We start from the raw sequence: 14,065 nt of genomic DNA, 5'->3' as shown, positions 1-14,065 counted from the left end.
GGAAAGCAGACCGTTGACCCTGAGCTATCTCGACGCCCTGATCCTCGGCATCGTGGAGGGCCTGACCGAGTTCCTCCCGGTCTCCTCCACGGGTCACCTGACCATCACGGAGAAGCTGCTCGGCCTCACGGTCGACGCCCCCGGGGTGACCGCCTACACGGCGGTCATCCAGCTGGGCGCGATCTTTGCCACGCTGCTCTACTTCCGCAAGGACATCGTCCGGCTGCTCGGCGCCTGGTTCGCCGGTCTCGGCAGCGCCCAGGCCCGCACCCACCACGACTACCAGCTCGCTTGGGCGGTCATCGTGGGCTCGATCCCGGTGGGGATCGTGGGCTTCGCGGCCAAGGACCTGATCAGCGGGGGCCTGCGCAGCCTGTGGGTCGTCGCTGCCGCCCTCATCGCCTGGAGCGCCGTCATGTGGCTCGCCGAGAGTCGTCACGCCATGCTGACGACGCGGGGCGAGGAGCGCGGGGAGGGACAGGTGACCCTCATCGACGGGCTCGTCATCGGGCTCGTGCAGTGCGCCTCGCTGGTGCCCGGGGTGTCCCGCTCCGGTGCGACCATCTCCGCCGGCCTGTTCCGGGGCCTCGACCGGCTGACGGCGACGAGGCTGTCCTTCTTCATGGCGATCCCGGCCCTCACGGCGGCCGGCATCTTCGAGATGCTGAGCGAGACCGACCACCTCAAGCTGCTCGGCGTCGGCCCGATCATCGTCGGGGTCATCGTGTCGTTCATCGTCGCCTACGCGTCGATCGCGTGGCTGCTGAAGTTCGTGAGCAGCAACAAGATCACGGCCTTCGTCTGGTACCGCGTCGCCCTCGGGCTCGTGCTGGTCGTCGTGCTCGCCGCCGGATGGATGACCGCCACCTAGGTCGGCCGGCCGGCGGTCCTACAGCCAGCCGGACTTGCGGAACGCGCGGTAGAGCCCCAGGCACGCGGCGCCCATGATGCCCACGACGATGAAGTAGCCGTAGTGCCACTTCAGCTCGGGCATGTTCTCGAAGTTCATGCCGTAGATCCCCGCGATCATCGTGGGTACGGCGGCGATGGCGACCCAAGCCGAGATCTTGCGCATGTCGGAGTTCTGCTGGACCGAGATCTGGGCGAGGTGGGCGTTGAGGATGTCGGTGAGCAGCCGGTCGTAGGACTCCACGTGGTCGATCACGGCGAGCAGGTGGTCGGCCACGTCGCGGAAGAGCAGGCGCACCTCCTTCTGTGGCAACGGTGAGCGCGACCCGTCGTGGAGCATCTTGAGTGGCGCGGCCAGGGGCACGGCGGCCCGCCGGAACTCCAGGACCTCGCGCTTGAGCCGGTAGATCGTCGACGAGCTGACCTTGTTGCTGCCCGAGAAGACCGACGCCTCGATGTCCTCGAGGTCCTTCTGGAGCTCGGCGTCGATGGAGACGTAGTTGTCGATGATGCTGTCCATCACCGCGTGGACGACCGCGATGGCGCCGTGACGCAGGCTGGCGACATTGCCCTCGAGGGCCTGGCGCACCCCCGCGAGGGGGTTGGCCTCGCCTCGTCGCACCGTCACGACGAACCGGTCGCCGACGAACAGCATCACCTCACCGGTCTCGACGTCCGAGGTCTCCTCGATGTACCGCAAGGTCTTCATCACGACGAAGATGGTGTTGTCGTACAGCTCGACCTTGGGTCGCTGGTTGCCCTTGACGGCGTCCTCGACCGCGAGCGGGTGGAGCTTGAGCTCGTCGTTGACGAGGTCGAACTCGGCGTCGGTGGGGTTCTTCAGCCCGATCCAGAGGAACGCGTGCGGGTCGTCGCCGCCGCGCAGGTCCTCGAGGGCGTCGCTGAGGTCGCCGCACGGGTGCCGCTGGCCTTGGCGGTAGATGGCTTGGTCCACGATCACGGGGCTACTTCACCACGTCCGCGACGGTCCCGCGAGAAGCGCGCCGTAGAGTGCGCACGTGCCCACCGTCCTGCTGGTCCGCCACGGCCACTCGAGCGCCAACGGGGACGGAGTCCTCGCGGGCCGGCTACCCGGCATACACCTCACCGATCGGGGGCGGGAGCAGGCCGCGCAGCTGGCCGAGCGGTTCCGTGACCTCCCTGTCGTGCGCGTGGTGAGCAGCCCCCTGGAACGCTGCCTCGAGACAGCGGGGCCCCTCGCAGCCGCGGCCGGCGTCGAGGTCACGGTCGACGACGACCTGCAGGAGTGCGCCTACGGCGCGTGGACCGGCCGGGCGCTCAAGGACCTGGCCAAGGAGCCGCTCTGGCGGACCGTGCAGGACGACCCCGAGGTCGCGCGGTTCCCCGACGACGACCGGTATGCCGCGGAGAGCCTGCGCGAGATGAGTGACCGGGTCGTCGCTGCCGTGCGGCGTCACGACGCCGAGGTGGGGGCCGCGTCGGGGGAGTCCGCGCTGTGGGTGGCGGTCACGCACGGCGACCTGCTCAAGGCCACGCTGGCCGAGGCGACCGGGTCGGGTCTGGCCCGCTTCCAGCGCTACACCGCGGACCCCGCCTCGGTGTCGGTCGTGCGCTACGGCAGCCGGCACACCTTCCTCCTGGCCGCCAACGACCTCGCGCCCGACCTCACGCGTTTCCAGCCCCCGGCGGAGACACCGGCGGAGGCCCCGGAGTCGGGCGACGCAACCGTCGGTGGGGGAGCCGGTTAGAGTTTTGCCATGGGGCTCGTCGAGTTTGATCCACCGGACCGGTTCGTCGCCGGGACCGTCGGTCCGCCGGGGCAGCGGACCTTCTTCCTCCAGGCCAGTGAGGGACGCCGCCTGACCAGCGTCTCGCTGGAGAAGCAGCAGGTCTCGGTCCTCGCCGACCGGATCAACGACCTGCTCGACAGCTATGCCGGGGGCGAGGGAGCCGCCCACGCGACCGCCGAGGTGGTCGACAACGCGCCGCTCGACACCCCCATCGAGGACGACTTCCGGGTCACGACCCTGAGCCTGGCCTGGGACGAGGACAGACAGGTGATCATCATCGAGGCCCTCGACCGCGACCCTGACGACCCGGAGGCGGGTGTCGACCCGGAGGTCCTCGCCGAGGAGCCGCGACAGATGCGGGTCGTGCTGCCACCCTCCAGGGCCCGCGCATTCGCGAGGCGGGCCCAGTCCGTCGTGTCCGCGGGGCGACCGCCCTGCCCGTTCTGTGGTGGCCCGCTCGAACCCGAGGGGCACATCTGCCCGCGCTCGAACGGGTACAAGCGCTGACCCAGCCCGCAGGCGGCCCGTCGGTCTCCCTCGACCTCCTGACGCGCGCAGACCTGGTGGTGCTGGGAGCGCTGGCCGACGCCTCGAACCTCGCGCTGCTGGTCCGGCTCGAGGACGACGAGGGACCGCTGGCGATCTACAAGCCGATCCGGGGCGAACGACCGCTCTGGGACTTCCCGGACGGGTCGCTGGCCGCCCGCGAGGTCGCCGCCCACCTGATCAGCTCGACCGGCGGGTGGGACGTCGTGCCCGAGACGGTCCTGCGCGACGGGCCACGAGGTCCGGGCTCGGTGCAGCGCTGGGTGGGTGACCCGGAGACGGCCCCTGAGTACGTGGTCGACCTGGTCACGCCCGACGCGGTGCCGCCGGGCTGGCTGGCCGTGCTGAGCGGCGAGGACGAGCGGGGCCGGCCGGTGGTCGTCGTCCACGAGGACAGCCCGGTGGTCCGCTCCGTCGCCGCGTTCGACGCGGTCATCAACAACTCCGACCGCAAGGGGTCGCACCTGGTCCGCGAAGGCGAGCGCCTCCGCGGCTTCGACCACGGGGTGAGCCTGCACGAGGACCCCAAGCTGCGCACCGTCCTGTGGGGCTTCGCCGGACAGCCGCTCCCGGACGACGACCTCATCCGGATCACCCGGGTGAGAGACGCCCTGGCCGACGGCGGGTCCCCCCTGCGAGCCGACCTCGCCCCGTTGCTCACCCCCGTCGAGGTGACCGCCCTGCAGGCCCGGTGCGTCGCGTTGCTCGACCACGCGGCATACCCGGTGCCGTCCGGTGACTGGCCGGCCATCCCGTGGCCGCCGCTCTGAGCCCTCCCCGTAGGCTTCCGCTGTGATCTCCTGGCCCACCCCGTTCCTTCCCGCCGTGCCCGGCACCGGCCACCCCGTGCAGGTCTTCGACTCGGCGACCGGAGCGGTCCGGGCGATCACGCCCGGCCCGACCGCGCGGATGTACGTCTGCGGGATCACGCCCTACGACGCGACCCACCTGGGCCACGCGGCGACGTACGTGACGTTCGACGTCCTGGGGCGCGCGCTGCGCGACGCCGGGCACGATGTGGAGTATGTGCAGAACATCACCGACGTGGACGACCCGCTCCTCGAGCGCGCCACCCGCGACGGCGTCGACTGGGAGGACCTGGCGGCGGAGGAGATCGCCCTCTTCCGCGAGGACATGACCGCCCTGGCCGTCATCCCGCCCGACCACTACGTGGGCGTCGTCGAGAGCATCGAGCCGGTGGGTGCTGCCGTGCGCGCCCTGCTCGAGCGTGGCGCCGCCTACTCGGTCGACACCCCGGACTCCGAGGGCGACGACCTCTACCTCGACATCTCGACCGACGTGGGGTTCGGGGCGGTCTCCAACTGGACCCGCGAGCAGATGCTGGCCGTCTTCGCCGACCGTGGTGGCGACCCCGACCGGGCGGGCAAGCGCGACCGGCTCGACCCCCTGTTGTGGCGGGCCGCCCGCGACGGCGAACCGTCGTGGGCCGTCGAGGGGCTCCCGCAGGGTCGTCCGGGCTGGCACATCGAGTGCACCGCGATCGCGCTGGACCACCTGGGCATGGCCTTCGACGTCCAGGGTGGTGGCACCGACCTGGTCTTCCCGCACCACGAGATGAGCGCCACCCAGGCCGTCGTGCTGACCGACCAGCGACCGTTCGCCCGGACCTACACCCACCAGGCGATGGTGGGCCTGGACGGCGCGAAGATGAGCAAGTCCAAGGGCAACCTGGTCCTGGTCTCCAAGCTGCTGGCCGACGGTGTCGACCCGATGGCGATCCGGCTGGCCCTGCTCGGACAGCACTACCGCACCGAGTGGTCCTGGACCGACGCGGTCCTCGAGCGGGCCCAGGCCCGCCTCGACACCTGGCGCTCGGCGCTGTCGGTCAACTCGGCCCCCGACTCGGCCCAGGTGGTCGAAGCCATCCGTACGCGGGTCGCCGACGACCTCGACACCCCTGGCGCGCTGGGGGCCGTGGACGCCTGGGCGAAGCAGACCCTCACCCGCGGTGGGACGGACGGCACCGCGGCCGGCGTGCTCGCCCGCGCGCTCGACGCCATCCTCGGCGTCCGCGTCTGAAGAGGCACCGTCTGAAAAGGCACCGTCTGAAGAGCCACCGTTTTGAAGAGGCACCGTCTGACGGGGAAAGGTCAGCCGGGCCCTTCCTGGCCTCTGCGACGCAGGTAGCGCTCGAACTCGCGGGCGATGGCGTCACCACTCGCCTCGGGCAGGTCAGCGGTGTCCTGCGCCTCCTCGAGGGACTGGACGTACTCGGCGACCTCCTCGTCGGTGTCGGCGAGCTCGTTGATGCCCCGCTCCCAGGCCTTCGCTCCCTCGGCGAGGTCGCCGTGGGGGATCGTGGCGTCGAGCAGCTCCTCGAGCCGGGAGACCAGCGCGAGGGTCGCCTTGGGGGAGGGGGAGTGTCCCGCGTAGTGGGGGACCGCAGCCCAGCACGAGAGCGACTGCATGCCCGACTGGGTGGCCGCGTCAGCGAGGACGCCGACGATCCCGGTGGGTCCCTCGTAGCGGCTCGGCTCGAGGTCGAACCGGTGGATCACGTCGTCGTCGTCCGAGGTGGCGGTGACCGGGATGGGCCGGGTGTGGGCCACGTCGGCCATCAGGGCGCCGAGCGTGAAGACCGTGCTCGCGCCGACCTCCTGAGCGAACTCCATCAGCTCGATCGTGAAGGCCCGCCAGCGGAACGACGGCTCGATGCCCTGGATGAGCACGACGTCGCGGTCCAGCCCGGCAGAGCGGGCCACCAGGATCCGCGTGGTGCGCCAGTGGATCCGGCGGCGACCGTCCTCGAGGACGACGCGCGGACGGTTCACCTGGAAGTCGTAGTAGTCCTCGGGGTCGAGCGCCGCGATGGCGTCAGCATCCCACACGTCGATGAGGTGGTCGATCACGGCCGTGGCCGCCTCGCCCGCGTCGTTCCAGCCCTCGAAGGCCGCAATCACGACGGGGTTGTTGAGCTCCGGGACGTCTTCGAGTTCGATCACCATCGCTCCCTTCTTGAATGAGACACAGCCTTGAAGAATACGCAGCCGTGAATCCACACAGCCCCTGCAGGCGGCACCGCTGTCCCGCCCAGCCTACGGTCCGCGGTGCGGAGGCATCCGCACGGCTGCGTATAGTCGGGCGCGCCGCCACTCCCGCACCACGAAGGCTCCTCCGCAATGCCGTCTCAGCACCCGCTCGCCAGCGAGCCCTCGACCTCCCGCGCAGCGGACCTGCCTGCGGCGGTCTTCTGGGACATGGATGGCACCCTCGTCGACACCGAGCCGTACTGGATCAACGCCGAGCACGCCATCGTGGAGGAGGCCGGAGGGGTCTGGAACGACGAGTACGCGCACCAGCTCGTCGGCAACGACCTCATGGTCTCGGCCGAGTTCATCCGCGACAACAGCCCCATCACGCTCGAGCCCGTCGAGATCGTCGAGGACCTGCTGCGGCGCGTCATCGCCCAGGTCACCGAGCACGTGCCGTGGCGTCCCGGTGCCATCGAGCTGCTCAGCGCCCTCCGCGAGGCCGGCGTGCCGAACGCCCTCGTGACCATGTCGTGGCGGTCGTTGGCCGACAGCGTCCTCGCGGCTCTCCCCGAGGGCACCTTCGCCGCGGTGATCACCGGGGACGAGGTGGAGCACGGCAAGCCGCACCCCGAGCCCTACCTCGCAGCGGCCCGGGCCCTCGGTGTCGAGGTGACCGACTGCATCGCCATCGAGGACTCACCGACGGGGGTCCGGTCCGCCGTCGCCGCAGGCGTGCCCACGCTGGCGGTGCCCCACGTCGTGCCGGTGCCGATCATCGCCGGCGCGGTGCAGGCTCCGAGCCTGCGCGGGCTGACCCCCGCCGACCTCCGCCTTCTCGTCGACAAAGCCCTCCAGCACCGGCGCTGACTCGCCTGGTGCATGGGTTGGCGCCGCTCACTCGTCCGTCGGCGTGACCTGACCCGAGATCGCCGGGTTGAGCGCGATCAGGGCGGCGTCAGGCGGCAGCGGCGGGGGAGTGCCGCCCCAGGCCGGGCAGAACTCGCGGTAGTCGCACCAGTCGCACAGCCGCGAGGTCTTGGGTCGCCAGTCGCCCGTCGTCGCCGCCCGTTCGATCGCGGTCCAGACCGCCTTGAGGTTGCGCTCGAGGCTGAGCAGGTCGTGCTCGTCGGGGGTGTAGCGGACCACCTCGCCGTTGCCGAGGTAGACCAGCTGGAGCAGGCGCGGGATCTCACCGCGCAGCCGCCACAGCACCAAGGCGTAGAACTTCATCTGGAACAGCGCCTTGCCCTCGAACAGCTCACTGGGGGACCGCCCGGTCTTGTAGTCGACGACGCGCATCGCCCCGTCGGCGGCCACGTCGAGGCGGTCGACGTAGCCACGCAGGACCAGCCCGTCGACATCAGTCTCGACATAGAACTCGCGCTCTGCGGGCTCGAGGCGGGTCGGGTCCTCGAGGGTGAACCAGGTCTCGATCAGGGCCTGCGCGTCACCGAACCAGCCGGCCTCGGTGAGCTTGTCGTCGTCGGCGATCATCGCCGCGAGCTCGGGCTCCTGCTCGACCAGGGCTGCCCACTGGGGGCCCAACAGCGCCTGGGCGGCCGCCGGGGTGCGCGCGTCGGCCGGGAGGTCGAACAACCGCTCCAACACCGCGTGCACCAGCGTGCCCCGCGCCGCAGCAGGGCTGGGCGGCGAGGGCAGCTTGTCGATGGTGCGGAACCGGTAGAGCAACGGACACTGCTTGAAGTCCGAGGCCCGGCTCGGTGAGAGGGCGGGAACCATGGATCACACGGTATGCCGCGGCGCCGACAACGGTGCCGCGGCGTGCCGTCAGTCCTCGGGCAGGTATCCGAGGTTGGGGGCCAGCCAGCGCTCGGCCTCGGCGAGGGTCCAGCCCTTGCGCTCGGCGTAGTCCTCGATCTGGTCCCGGCCCAGGCGACCCACGACGAAGTACTGGGACTGCGGGTGCGAGAAGTACCACCCGGAGACCGAGGCGCCCGGCCACATGGCCATCGACTCGGTCAGCTCCATCCCGGTGTTCTGCTCGACCTGGAGCAGGTCCCACAGGAGGGCCTTCTCGGTGTGGTCGGGGCAGGCGGGGTAGCCCGGCGCCGGCCGGATACCGACGTACTTCTCGGCGATCAGGTCGGGGTTCTTGAGGTGCTCGTCGGGGGCGTAGCCCCAGAAGTCGTGCCGCACCCGCTCGTGCATCCGCTCGGCGAACGCCTCGGCCAGCCGGTCGGCCAGGGCCTCGAGGAGGATCGCGTTGTAGTCGTCCATCGCGGCCTTGAACTCGTTGACCTTGTCGTGCGACCCGAGACCGGCGGTGACGGCGAAGGCCCCGACGTGGTCGGAGCGTCCGCTGTCGCTGGGCGCGACGAAGTCGGACATCGCCCGGTTGGGGATGCCCTCGCGGTGCTGCCCCTGCTGCCGGAGCGTGTGCAGGGTCGTGGCCACGGTCTCGCGGGACTCGTCGGTGTAGACCTCGATGTCGTCGCCCACCGAGTTGGCCGGGAAGAGGCCGATGACGCCGTTGGCGCGCAGCCACTTGTGCTCGATGATCTGGTCGAGCATCTTCTGCGCGTCCTGGTAGAGCCGGGTCGCGGCCTCGCCCGTCGCGGGGTTGTTGAGGATGTCCGGGAAGCGACCCTTCATCTCCCAGGCCAGGAAGAACGGGCCCCAGTCGATGTAGTCGCGCAGCTCGGCGATCGGGTAGTCCTTGAAGGTGCGCACGAACTGGGTGACCGTGCGGTTGCGGTCGCTGCCCGACTGACGGCGCAGCAGCTCCTTCTCCTGTGCCGCCACGAGGTGGGGCACCGGCGGGCGGTAGCCGCTCCAGTCGATCGGCGTGGCCAGCTCGCGGGCTTTCTCGATCGACACGAGCGGACGCTCGGTCGTCTTGGCGGCGTGCCGGGCGCGCAGCGAGTCGAAGTCGGCCTTGACCTCGGCCATCAGCTTGGGGCGCAGCTCGTCCGACAGCAGCTGGGCGACCACCGGCACCGAGCGCGAGGCGTCCTTCACCCACACGACGGGGCCGTGGTACTTCTGGTCCACCTTGACGGCGGTGTGGGCCCGTGAGGTGGTGGCACCCCCGATGAGCAGCGGCAGGTCGAAGCCCTGACGCTCCATCTCGGTCGCGAAGTTCACCATCTCGTCGAGGCTCGGGGTGATCAGCCCGGACAGCCCGATGACGTCGGCCTTCTCGGCCCTGGCGGCATCGAGGATCTTCTGGGCCGGCACCATGACGCCGAGGTCGACGACGTCGTAGTTGTTGCACTGGAGGACGACGCCGACGATGTTCTTGCCGATGTCGTGCACGTCGCCCTTGACGGTGGCCATGATGACCTTGCCCTTGGCCCGGTTCTCGGCGACCTCGGCCTCGGTCTTCTCCGCCTCGATGAAGGGGATGAGGTAGGCGACCGCCTTCTTCATGACCCGCGCCGACTTCACCACCTGCGGCAGGAACATCTTGCCCGCGCCGAAGAGGTCGCCCACGACGTTCATGCCGTCCATGAGCGGCCCCTCGATGACCTCGATGGGTCGACCGCCGCGCGCCGAGATCTCCTGGCGGAGCTCCTCGGTGTCGGTCTCGGCGTGCTCGTCGAGGCCCTTGACCAGCGCGTAGGTGATGCGTTCGCCGACCGGCAGGGAGCGCCACTCCTCGGCGATCGCCTCCTGCTTGGTGTCGCCGGTGTTGAACGAGTCGGCGATCTCGAGCAGCCGCTCGGTGGAGTCGGGACGCCGGTTGAGGATGACGTCCTCGATGCGTTCGCGGAGCTCGGGGTCGACCTGGTCGTAGACGACCAGGGCACCGGCGTTGACGATTCCCATGTCCATGCCCGCCTGGATGGCGTGGTAGAGGAACACGGCGTGGATCGCCTCGCGCACGGCGTTGTTGCCGCGGAACGAGAACGACACGTTGGAGACGCCTCCGGAGACGAGCGCACCCGGCAGGTGCTCCTTGATCCACCGGGTCGCGTCGATGAAGTCGGTGCCGTAGGCCGCATGCTCCTCGATGCCCGTCGCCACCGCGAAGATGTTGGGGTCGAAGATGATGTCCTCGGCGGGGAACCCGACCTCCGTGGTGAGGATGTCGTAGGCCCGCTGGCAGATCTCCTTGCGACGCTGGAGCGAGTCGGCCTGGCCGTCCTCGTCGAACGCCATCACGACCACCGCCGCGCCGTACTTGCGGCACAGCCGGGCGTGCTCGATGAACGGCTCGACGCCCTCCTTCATCGAGATGGAGTTGACGATCGACTTGCCCTGGACGCACTTGAGCCCGGCCTCGATGACGTCCCACTTCGAGGAGTCGACCATCAGGGGGACCCGCGAGATGTCGGGCTCGGTCGCGACCAGCTTGACGAAGCGGTCCATCGCGGCGACGCCGTCGATCATCCCCTCGTCCATGTTGATGTCGATGACCTGCGCGCCCGACTCGACCTGCTGGCGCGCGACGTTGAGCGCGGTGCCGTAGTCCTCGGCCTGGATGAGCTTGCGGAACCGCGCCGACCCGGTGATGTTGGTCCGCTCGCCGACGTTGACGAACAACGACTCCTCGGTGACGGTCAGCGGCTCCAGCCCCGACAGGCGCAGGGCGGGCGCGACCTCGGCCGGCACCCGCGGCTTCTGGTCCGAGGCGGCCTTGGCGATCGCCGCGATGTGGTCGGGCGTGGTGCCGCAGCAGCCACCGAGCAGGTTGACCAGCCCGGCCTCGGCGAACTCGCCCACGACGCCCGCCATCGCGTCGGGGGTCTCGTCGTACTCGCCGAACGCGTTGGGCAGGCCGGCGTTGGGGTAGCACGAGACGAAGGTGTCGGCCACGCGGGCCAGCTCCGCGGCATACGGGCGCATCTCGGCGGCGCCGAGGGCGCAGTTGAGGCCCACGGCGAGGGGACGGGCGTGGCGCACCGAGTTCCAGAACGCCTCGGTGACCTGACCCGAGAGGGTGCGCCCCGACGCGTCGGTGATGGTGCCGGAGATGATCACGGGCCAGCGGCGCTCGTGCTCCTCGAACAGGGTCTCGAGGGCGAAGATCGCCGCCTTGGCGTTGAGCGTGTCGAAGATCGTCTCGACGATGAGCAGGTCGCTGCCCCCGTCGACCAGGCCACGCGCCTGCTCGAGGTAGGCCTCGACCAGCTCGTCGAAGGTGACGTTGCGCTTGCCGGGGTCGTTGACGTCGGGCGAGATCGACGCGGTGCGGTTGGTCGGGCCCAGGGCGCCGAGCACCCACCGCGGCCGGTCCGGGGTCTTCTCGGTCATCGCGTCGCAGGCCTGCCGGGCCAGCCGCGCGGACTCGAGGTTGAACTCGTAGGCGAGCGCCTCCATGCCGTAGTCCGCGAGCGAGATCCGCTGGGCGTTGAAGGTGTTGGTCTCGATGAGGTCGGCACCCGCTTCGAGGTATGCCGCGTGGATGCCTCGGATGATCTCCGGCTGGGTGAGGCTCAGCAGGTCGTTGTTGCCCTTGAGGTCACTCTCCCAGTCGGCGAACCGCTCGCCCCGGTAGTCGTCCTCGCCCAGCCCCTCGCGCTGGATCATCGTGCCCATGGCGCCGTCCATCACGAGGATCCGCTCGGTCAGAGCGGTCTTCAGCTGGTCGGTGGCGTCGGGCTGCAGCGCGGGGGAGTCGGACACCGCACAAGTATGGCCTAGTGGCGGCCGGGAGGTCGTGGCCGGTCACGTAGGGTCTGCGCATGACGACGCGGGCTCCCGAGCAACAGCCGGAGGAGTCCGGCCACGGCGTGCGCATCGCCCGCGTCGGCGGGGTGCCCGTCTACCTGGCCCCCAGCTGGTTCCTCATCGCCGCCGTGATCGTCGCGATCGTGGCCACCCCCTACTTCCCGGACAGGGTCGGCACCGGGATCGCCATCGGCGTCACGCAGGCGCTCCTGCTCCTCGTCAGCGTGCTGGTCCACGAGGCCGCCCACGCCGTGACCGCTCGGGTGTTCAAGATGCCGGTGATCCGCATCGTCGCGAACCTGTGGGGTGGCCACACCTCCTTCGAGGCCGCTCGCAGCACCCCCGGGAGGCTGGCGGCGATCGCGGCCGCGGGGCCGGCCTCGAACGCCGTGCTCGCCGTGGTGGCATGGCTGCTCCTCCTCACCACCTCCGGTGACCGCATGAGCACCCTGCTGACGGGTCTGGTCATCATCAACGGCTCGCTCGCGGTGCTGAACTTCCTCCCGGGCATGCCGCTGGACGGCGGACAGGTCGTCGAGAGCCTGGTCTGGAAGGCCACCGGCAACCGCAACAAGGGCTCCGTGGTCGCCGGGTGGTGCGGGAGGGTGCTGACCGTCCTCCTGGTCCTCTGGTTCTTCGTCCGGCCGCTCGCGCAGGGCGAGCAGATCGGTCTCGACTCCATCTGGGTGCTGGTCATCGGATCAGTGCTCTGGAGCGGCGCCACGCAGTCCATCCGCCGGGGCCAGGCACTGTCCCAGTGGGAGGCGCTCCACGTCGCGCAGGTGATGGAGCCGGCCGTCTTCCTCGACCCACGCACTCCTCTGCGCGTCGCCATCGCCCACCCCGACGCCGTCGTCACGACGGACGCGCGCGGCATACCGTGCCTCTTCCTCGCCTCACCCGACGGCGGCACCCCACCCGGTCTGGATCCGGACGCCCCGCTCAGCTCCGCGGTGGTGCGCATCCCGGACGACAACGTCCTCGAGGTCTCACCCGATGCGAACGCGCTGGCCGTGGTCGAGGTCATGCAGTCGACCGGCCACCAGGACGTGGTCCTGACCTGGCACGGACGGGTCTACGGCATCGCCCACGCCCGGCTGGTCAACGAGGCCGCAGCCCGCAACTAGACTCGCCGGTCATGAGCGACGCCCCCGACCAGAGCCCTGACGACAGCCCTGACGAGGCCCGGGTCACCGCCGTCGGAGCCGACCTGCGCAGGGGACCGTTCGCGGTCGGGGAGCGGGTCCAGCTGACCGATCCCAAGGGGCGCCTGCACACGATCAGCCTCGAGGCCGGGCGCGAGTTCCACACGCACCGTGGGCGGCTCGCCCACGACGACCTCATCGGGGCCCCGGACGGGTCGGTCGTGCGCAACACCGCCGGGGTCGAGTACCTCGCGTTGCGGCCACTGCTGTCCGACTACGTCATGTCGATGCCCCGGGGTGCAGCCGTGGTCTACCCCAAGGATGCCGGCCAGATCATCACCATGGCCGACGTCTTCCCCGGTGCCCGGGTCGTCGAGGCCGGCGTGGGGTCGGGAGCCCTGTCGATGTCGCTGCTGCGCGCCGTGGGGGAGCACGGCCACGTGCACTCGTTCGAGCGGCGCGAGGACTTCGCCGACATCGCCAAGGGCAACGCCCGCACCTTCTTCGGGCAGGACCACCCGGCGTGGCAGGTCACCGTCGGCGACCTCGTCGAGTCGCTGCCCACGGCGGAGGAGCCGGGGTCGGTCGACCGCGTCGTCCTCGACATGCTGGCCCCCTGGGAGTGCCTCGACGTCGTGGCCGACGCCCTCGCCCCCGGCGGCGTCATCATCTGTTACGTCGCCACCGCCACCCAGCTGTCGCGGGTGGCCGAGGCCCTGCGCGACCACGGTGGCTACACCGAGCCGGAGGCCTGGGAGTCGATGGTGCGGGGCTGGCACCTGGAGGGCCTCGCCGTCCGGCCGCAGCACCGCATGCACGGCCACACCGGGTTCCTCATCACCAGCCGCCGGCTGGCTCCCGGCGTCACCCCGCCGCTGCGCAAGCGCCGCCCGGCGAAGGGGTCCACCGACGAGGAGGGCGCCCTCGAGAGCGGCCTGGCCTTCGGGGCCGAGAGCGACTTCACCGCCGAGGAGATGGGGGAGCGCGTCCCATCAGACAAGAAGATCCGTCGGCTTCGCCGTTCTGTGACGCAAACCTCCCCGTCAGCGGAGTAGATCGGGGTTAG

Annotated in this window: 12 protein-coding genes; 8 read left to right on the top strand and 4 right to left on the bottom strand. The window is 70.4% G+C overall.

The genetic code is table 11. The features are described 5' to 3' along the window. Positions 1-13 precede the first annotated feature (13 nt). The gene (locus tag AC1DWJ_RS01900) at positions 14-871 is read left to right on the top strand and encodes an undecaprenyl-diphosphate phosphatase (RefSeq protein ID WP_477619862.1); all 858 of its coding nucleotides are present in this window, start codon (positions 14-16) and stop codon (positions 869-871) included. 18 nt (positions 872-889) lie between these two features. Here AC1DWJ_RS01900 and corA read toward each other — a convergent pair whose 3' ends face one another. After that, positions 890-1,870 (bottom strand): magnesium/cobalt transporter CorA, encoded by a 981-nt coding sequence (corA, locus tag AC1DWJ_RS01895; RefSeq protein ID WP_477619861.1) that lies wholly within the window; start codon positions 1,868-1,870, stop codon positions 890-892. 58 nt (positions 1,871-1,928) lie between these two features. Between corA and AC1DWJ_RS01890 the strand changes: the two genes are divergently transcribed. From AC1DWJ_RS01890 to mshC, 4 genes are read left to right on the top strand one after another with little or no spacing between them, the layout of a single operon-like run. Next, positions 1,929-2,639, top strand: coding sequence for an MSMEG_4193 family putative phosphomutase (locus AC1DWJ_RS01890; protein ID WP_477619860.1), 711 nt, complete (start codon positions 1,929-1,931; stop codon positions 2,637-2,639). Positions 2,640-2,648: 9 nt separating this feature from the next. Continuing rightward, positions 2,649-3,188, top strand: a complete 540-nt coding sequence (locus tag AC1DWJ_RS01885) for a DUF3090 domain-containing protein (RefSeq protein WP_457255308.1) — start codon at positions 2,649-2,651, stop codon at positions 3,186-3,188. Then, positions 3,125-3,997, top strand: a complete 873-nt coding sequence (locus tag AC1DWJ_RS01880) for an SCO1664 family protein (RefSeq protein WP_477619978.1) — start codon at positions 3,125-3,127, stop codon at positions 3,995-3,997. Before AC1DWJ_RS01885 ends, AC1DWJ_RS01880 begins: the two co-directional genes overlap by 64 nt. A 22-nt stretch (positions 3,998-4,019) precedes the next feature. Continuing rightward, a complete protein-coding gene (mshC, locus tag AC1DWJ_RS01875; RefSeq protein WP_477619859.1) occupies positions 4,020-5,267 on the top strand; it encodes a cysteine--1-D-myo-inosityl 2-amino-2-deoxy-alpha-D-glucopyranoside ligase in 1,248 nt (415 codons plus the stop codon). 71 nt (positions 5,268-5,338) lie between these two features. Here mshC and AC1DWJ_RS01870 read toward each other — a convergent pair whose 3' ends face one another. After that, entirely contained in the window at positions 5,339-6,190 is an 852-nt protein-coding gene (locus tag AC1DWJ_RS01870; protein WP_056921247.1) for a PAC2 family protein, read from the bottom strand. A 177-nt stretch (positions 6,191-6,367) separates the two neighbouring features. Between AC1DWJ_RS01870 and AC1DWJ_RS01865 the strand changes: the two genes are divergently transcribed. Continuing rightward, on the top strand, positions 6,368-7,087 hold the full coding sequence (locus AC1DWJ_RS01865; RefSeq protein WP_477619858.1) for an HAD family hydrolase: 720 nt from the start codon (positions 6,368-6,370) through the stop codon (positions 7,085-7,087). A gap of 27 nt (positions 7,088-7,114) precedes the next feature. On the opposite strand, the gene AC1DWJ_RS01860 is transcribed toward AC1DWJ_RS01865, so the two are convergent. Together AC1DWJ_RS01860 and metH are read right to left on the bottom strand one after the other, a co-directional pair. Further along, on the bottom strand, positions 7,115-7,960 hold the full coding sequence (locus AC1DWJ_RS01860) for a RecB family exonuclease (protein ID WP_477619857.1): 846 nt from the start codon (positions 7,958-7,960) through the stop codon (positions 7,115-7,117). Positions 7,961-8,008: 48 nt separating this feature from the next. Then, a complete protein-coding gene (gene metH, locus AC1DWJ_RS01855; RefSeq protein WP_477619977.1) occupies positions 8,009-11,734 on the bottom strand; it encodes a methionine synthase in 3,726 nt (1,241 codons plus the stop codon). 134 nt (positions 11,735-11,868) lie between these two features. On the opposite strand from metH, the gene AC1DWJ_RS01850 reads away from it, so the two are divergent. Next, positions 11,869-12,981: a site-2 protease family protein gene (locus AC1DWJ_RS01850; protein WP_477619856.1), complete on the top strand. Its 1,113-nt coding sequence runs from the start codon at positions 11,869-11,871 to the stop codon at positions 12,979-12,981. 11 nt (positions 12,982-12,992) lie between these two features. Beyond that, positions 12,993-14,054: a tRNA (adenine-N1)-methyltransferase gene (locus AC1DWJ_RS01845; protein ID WP_457255303.1), complete on the top strand. Its 1,062-nt coding sequence runs from the start codon at positions 12,993-12,995 to the stop codon at positions 14,052-14,054. Positions 14,055-14,065 lie beyond the last annotated feature (11 nt).

Source organism: Pedococcus sp. P2_D7, assembly GCF_056404295.1.
This window is presented reverse-complemented; position numbering and strand designations above follow the sequence as displayed.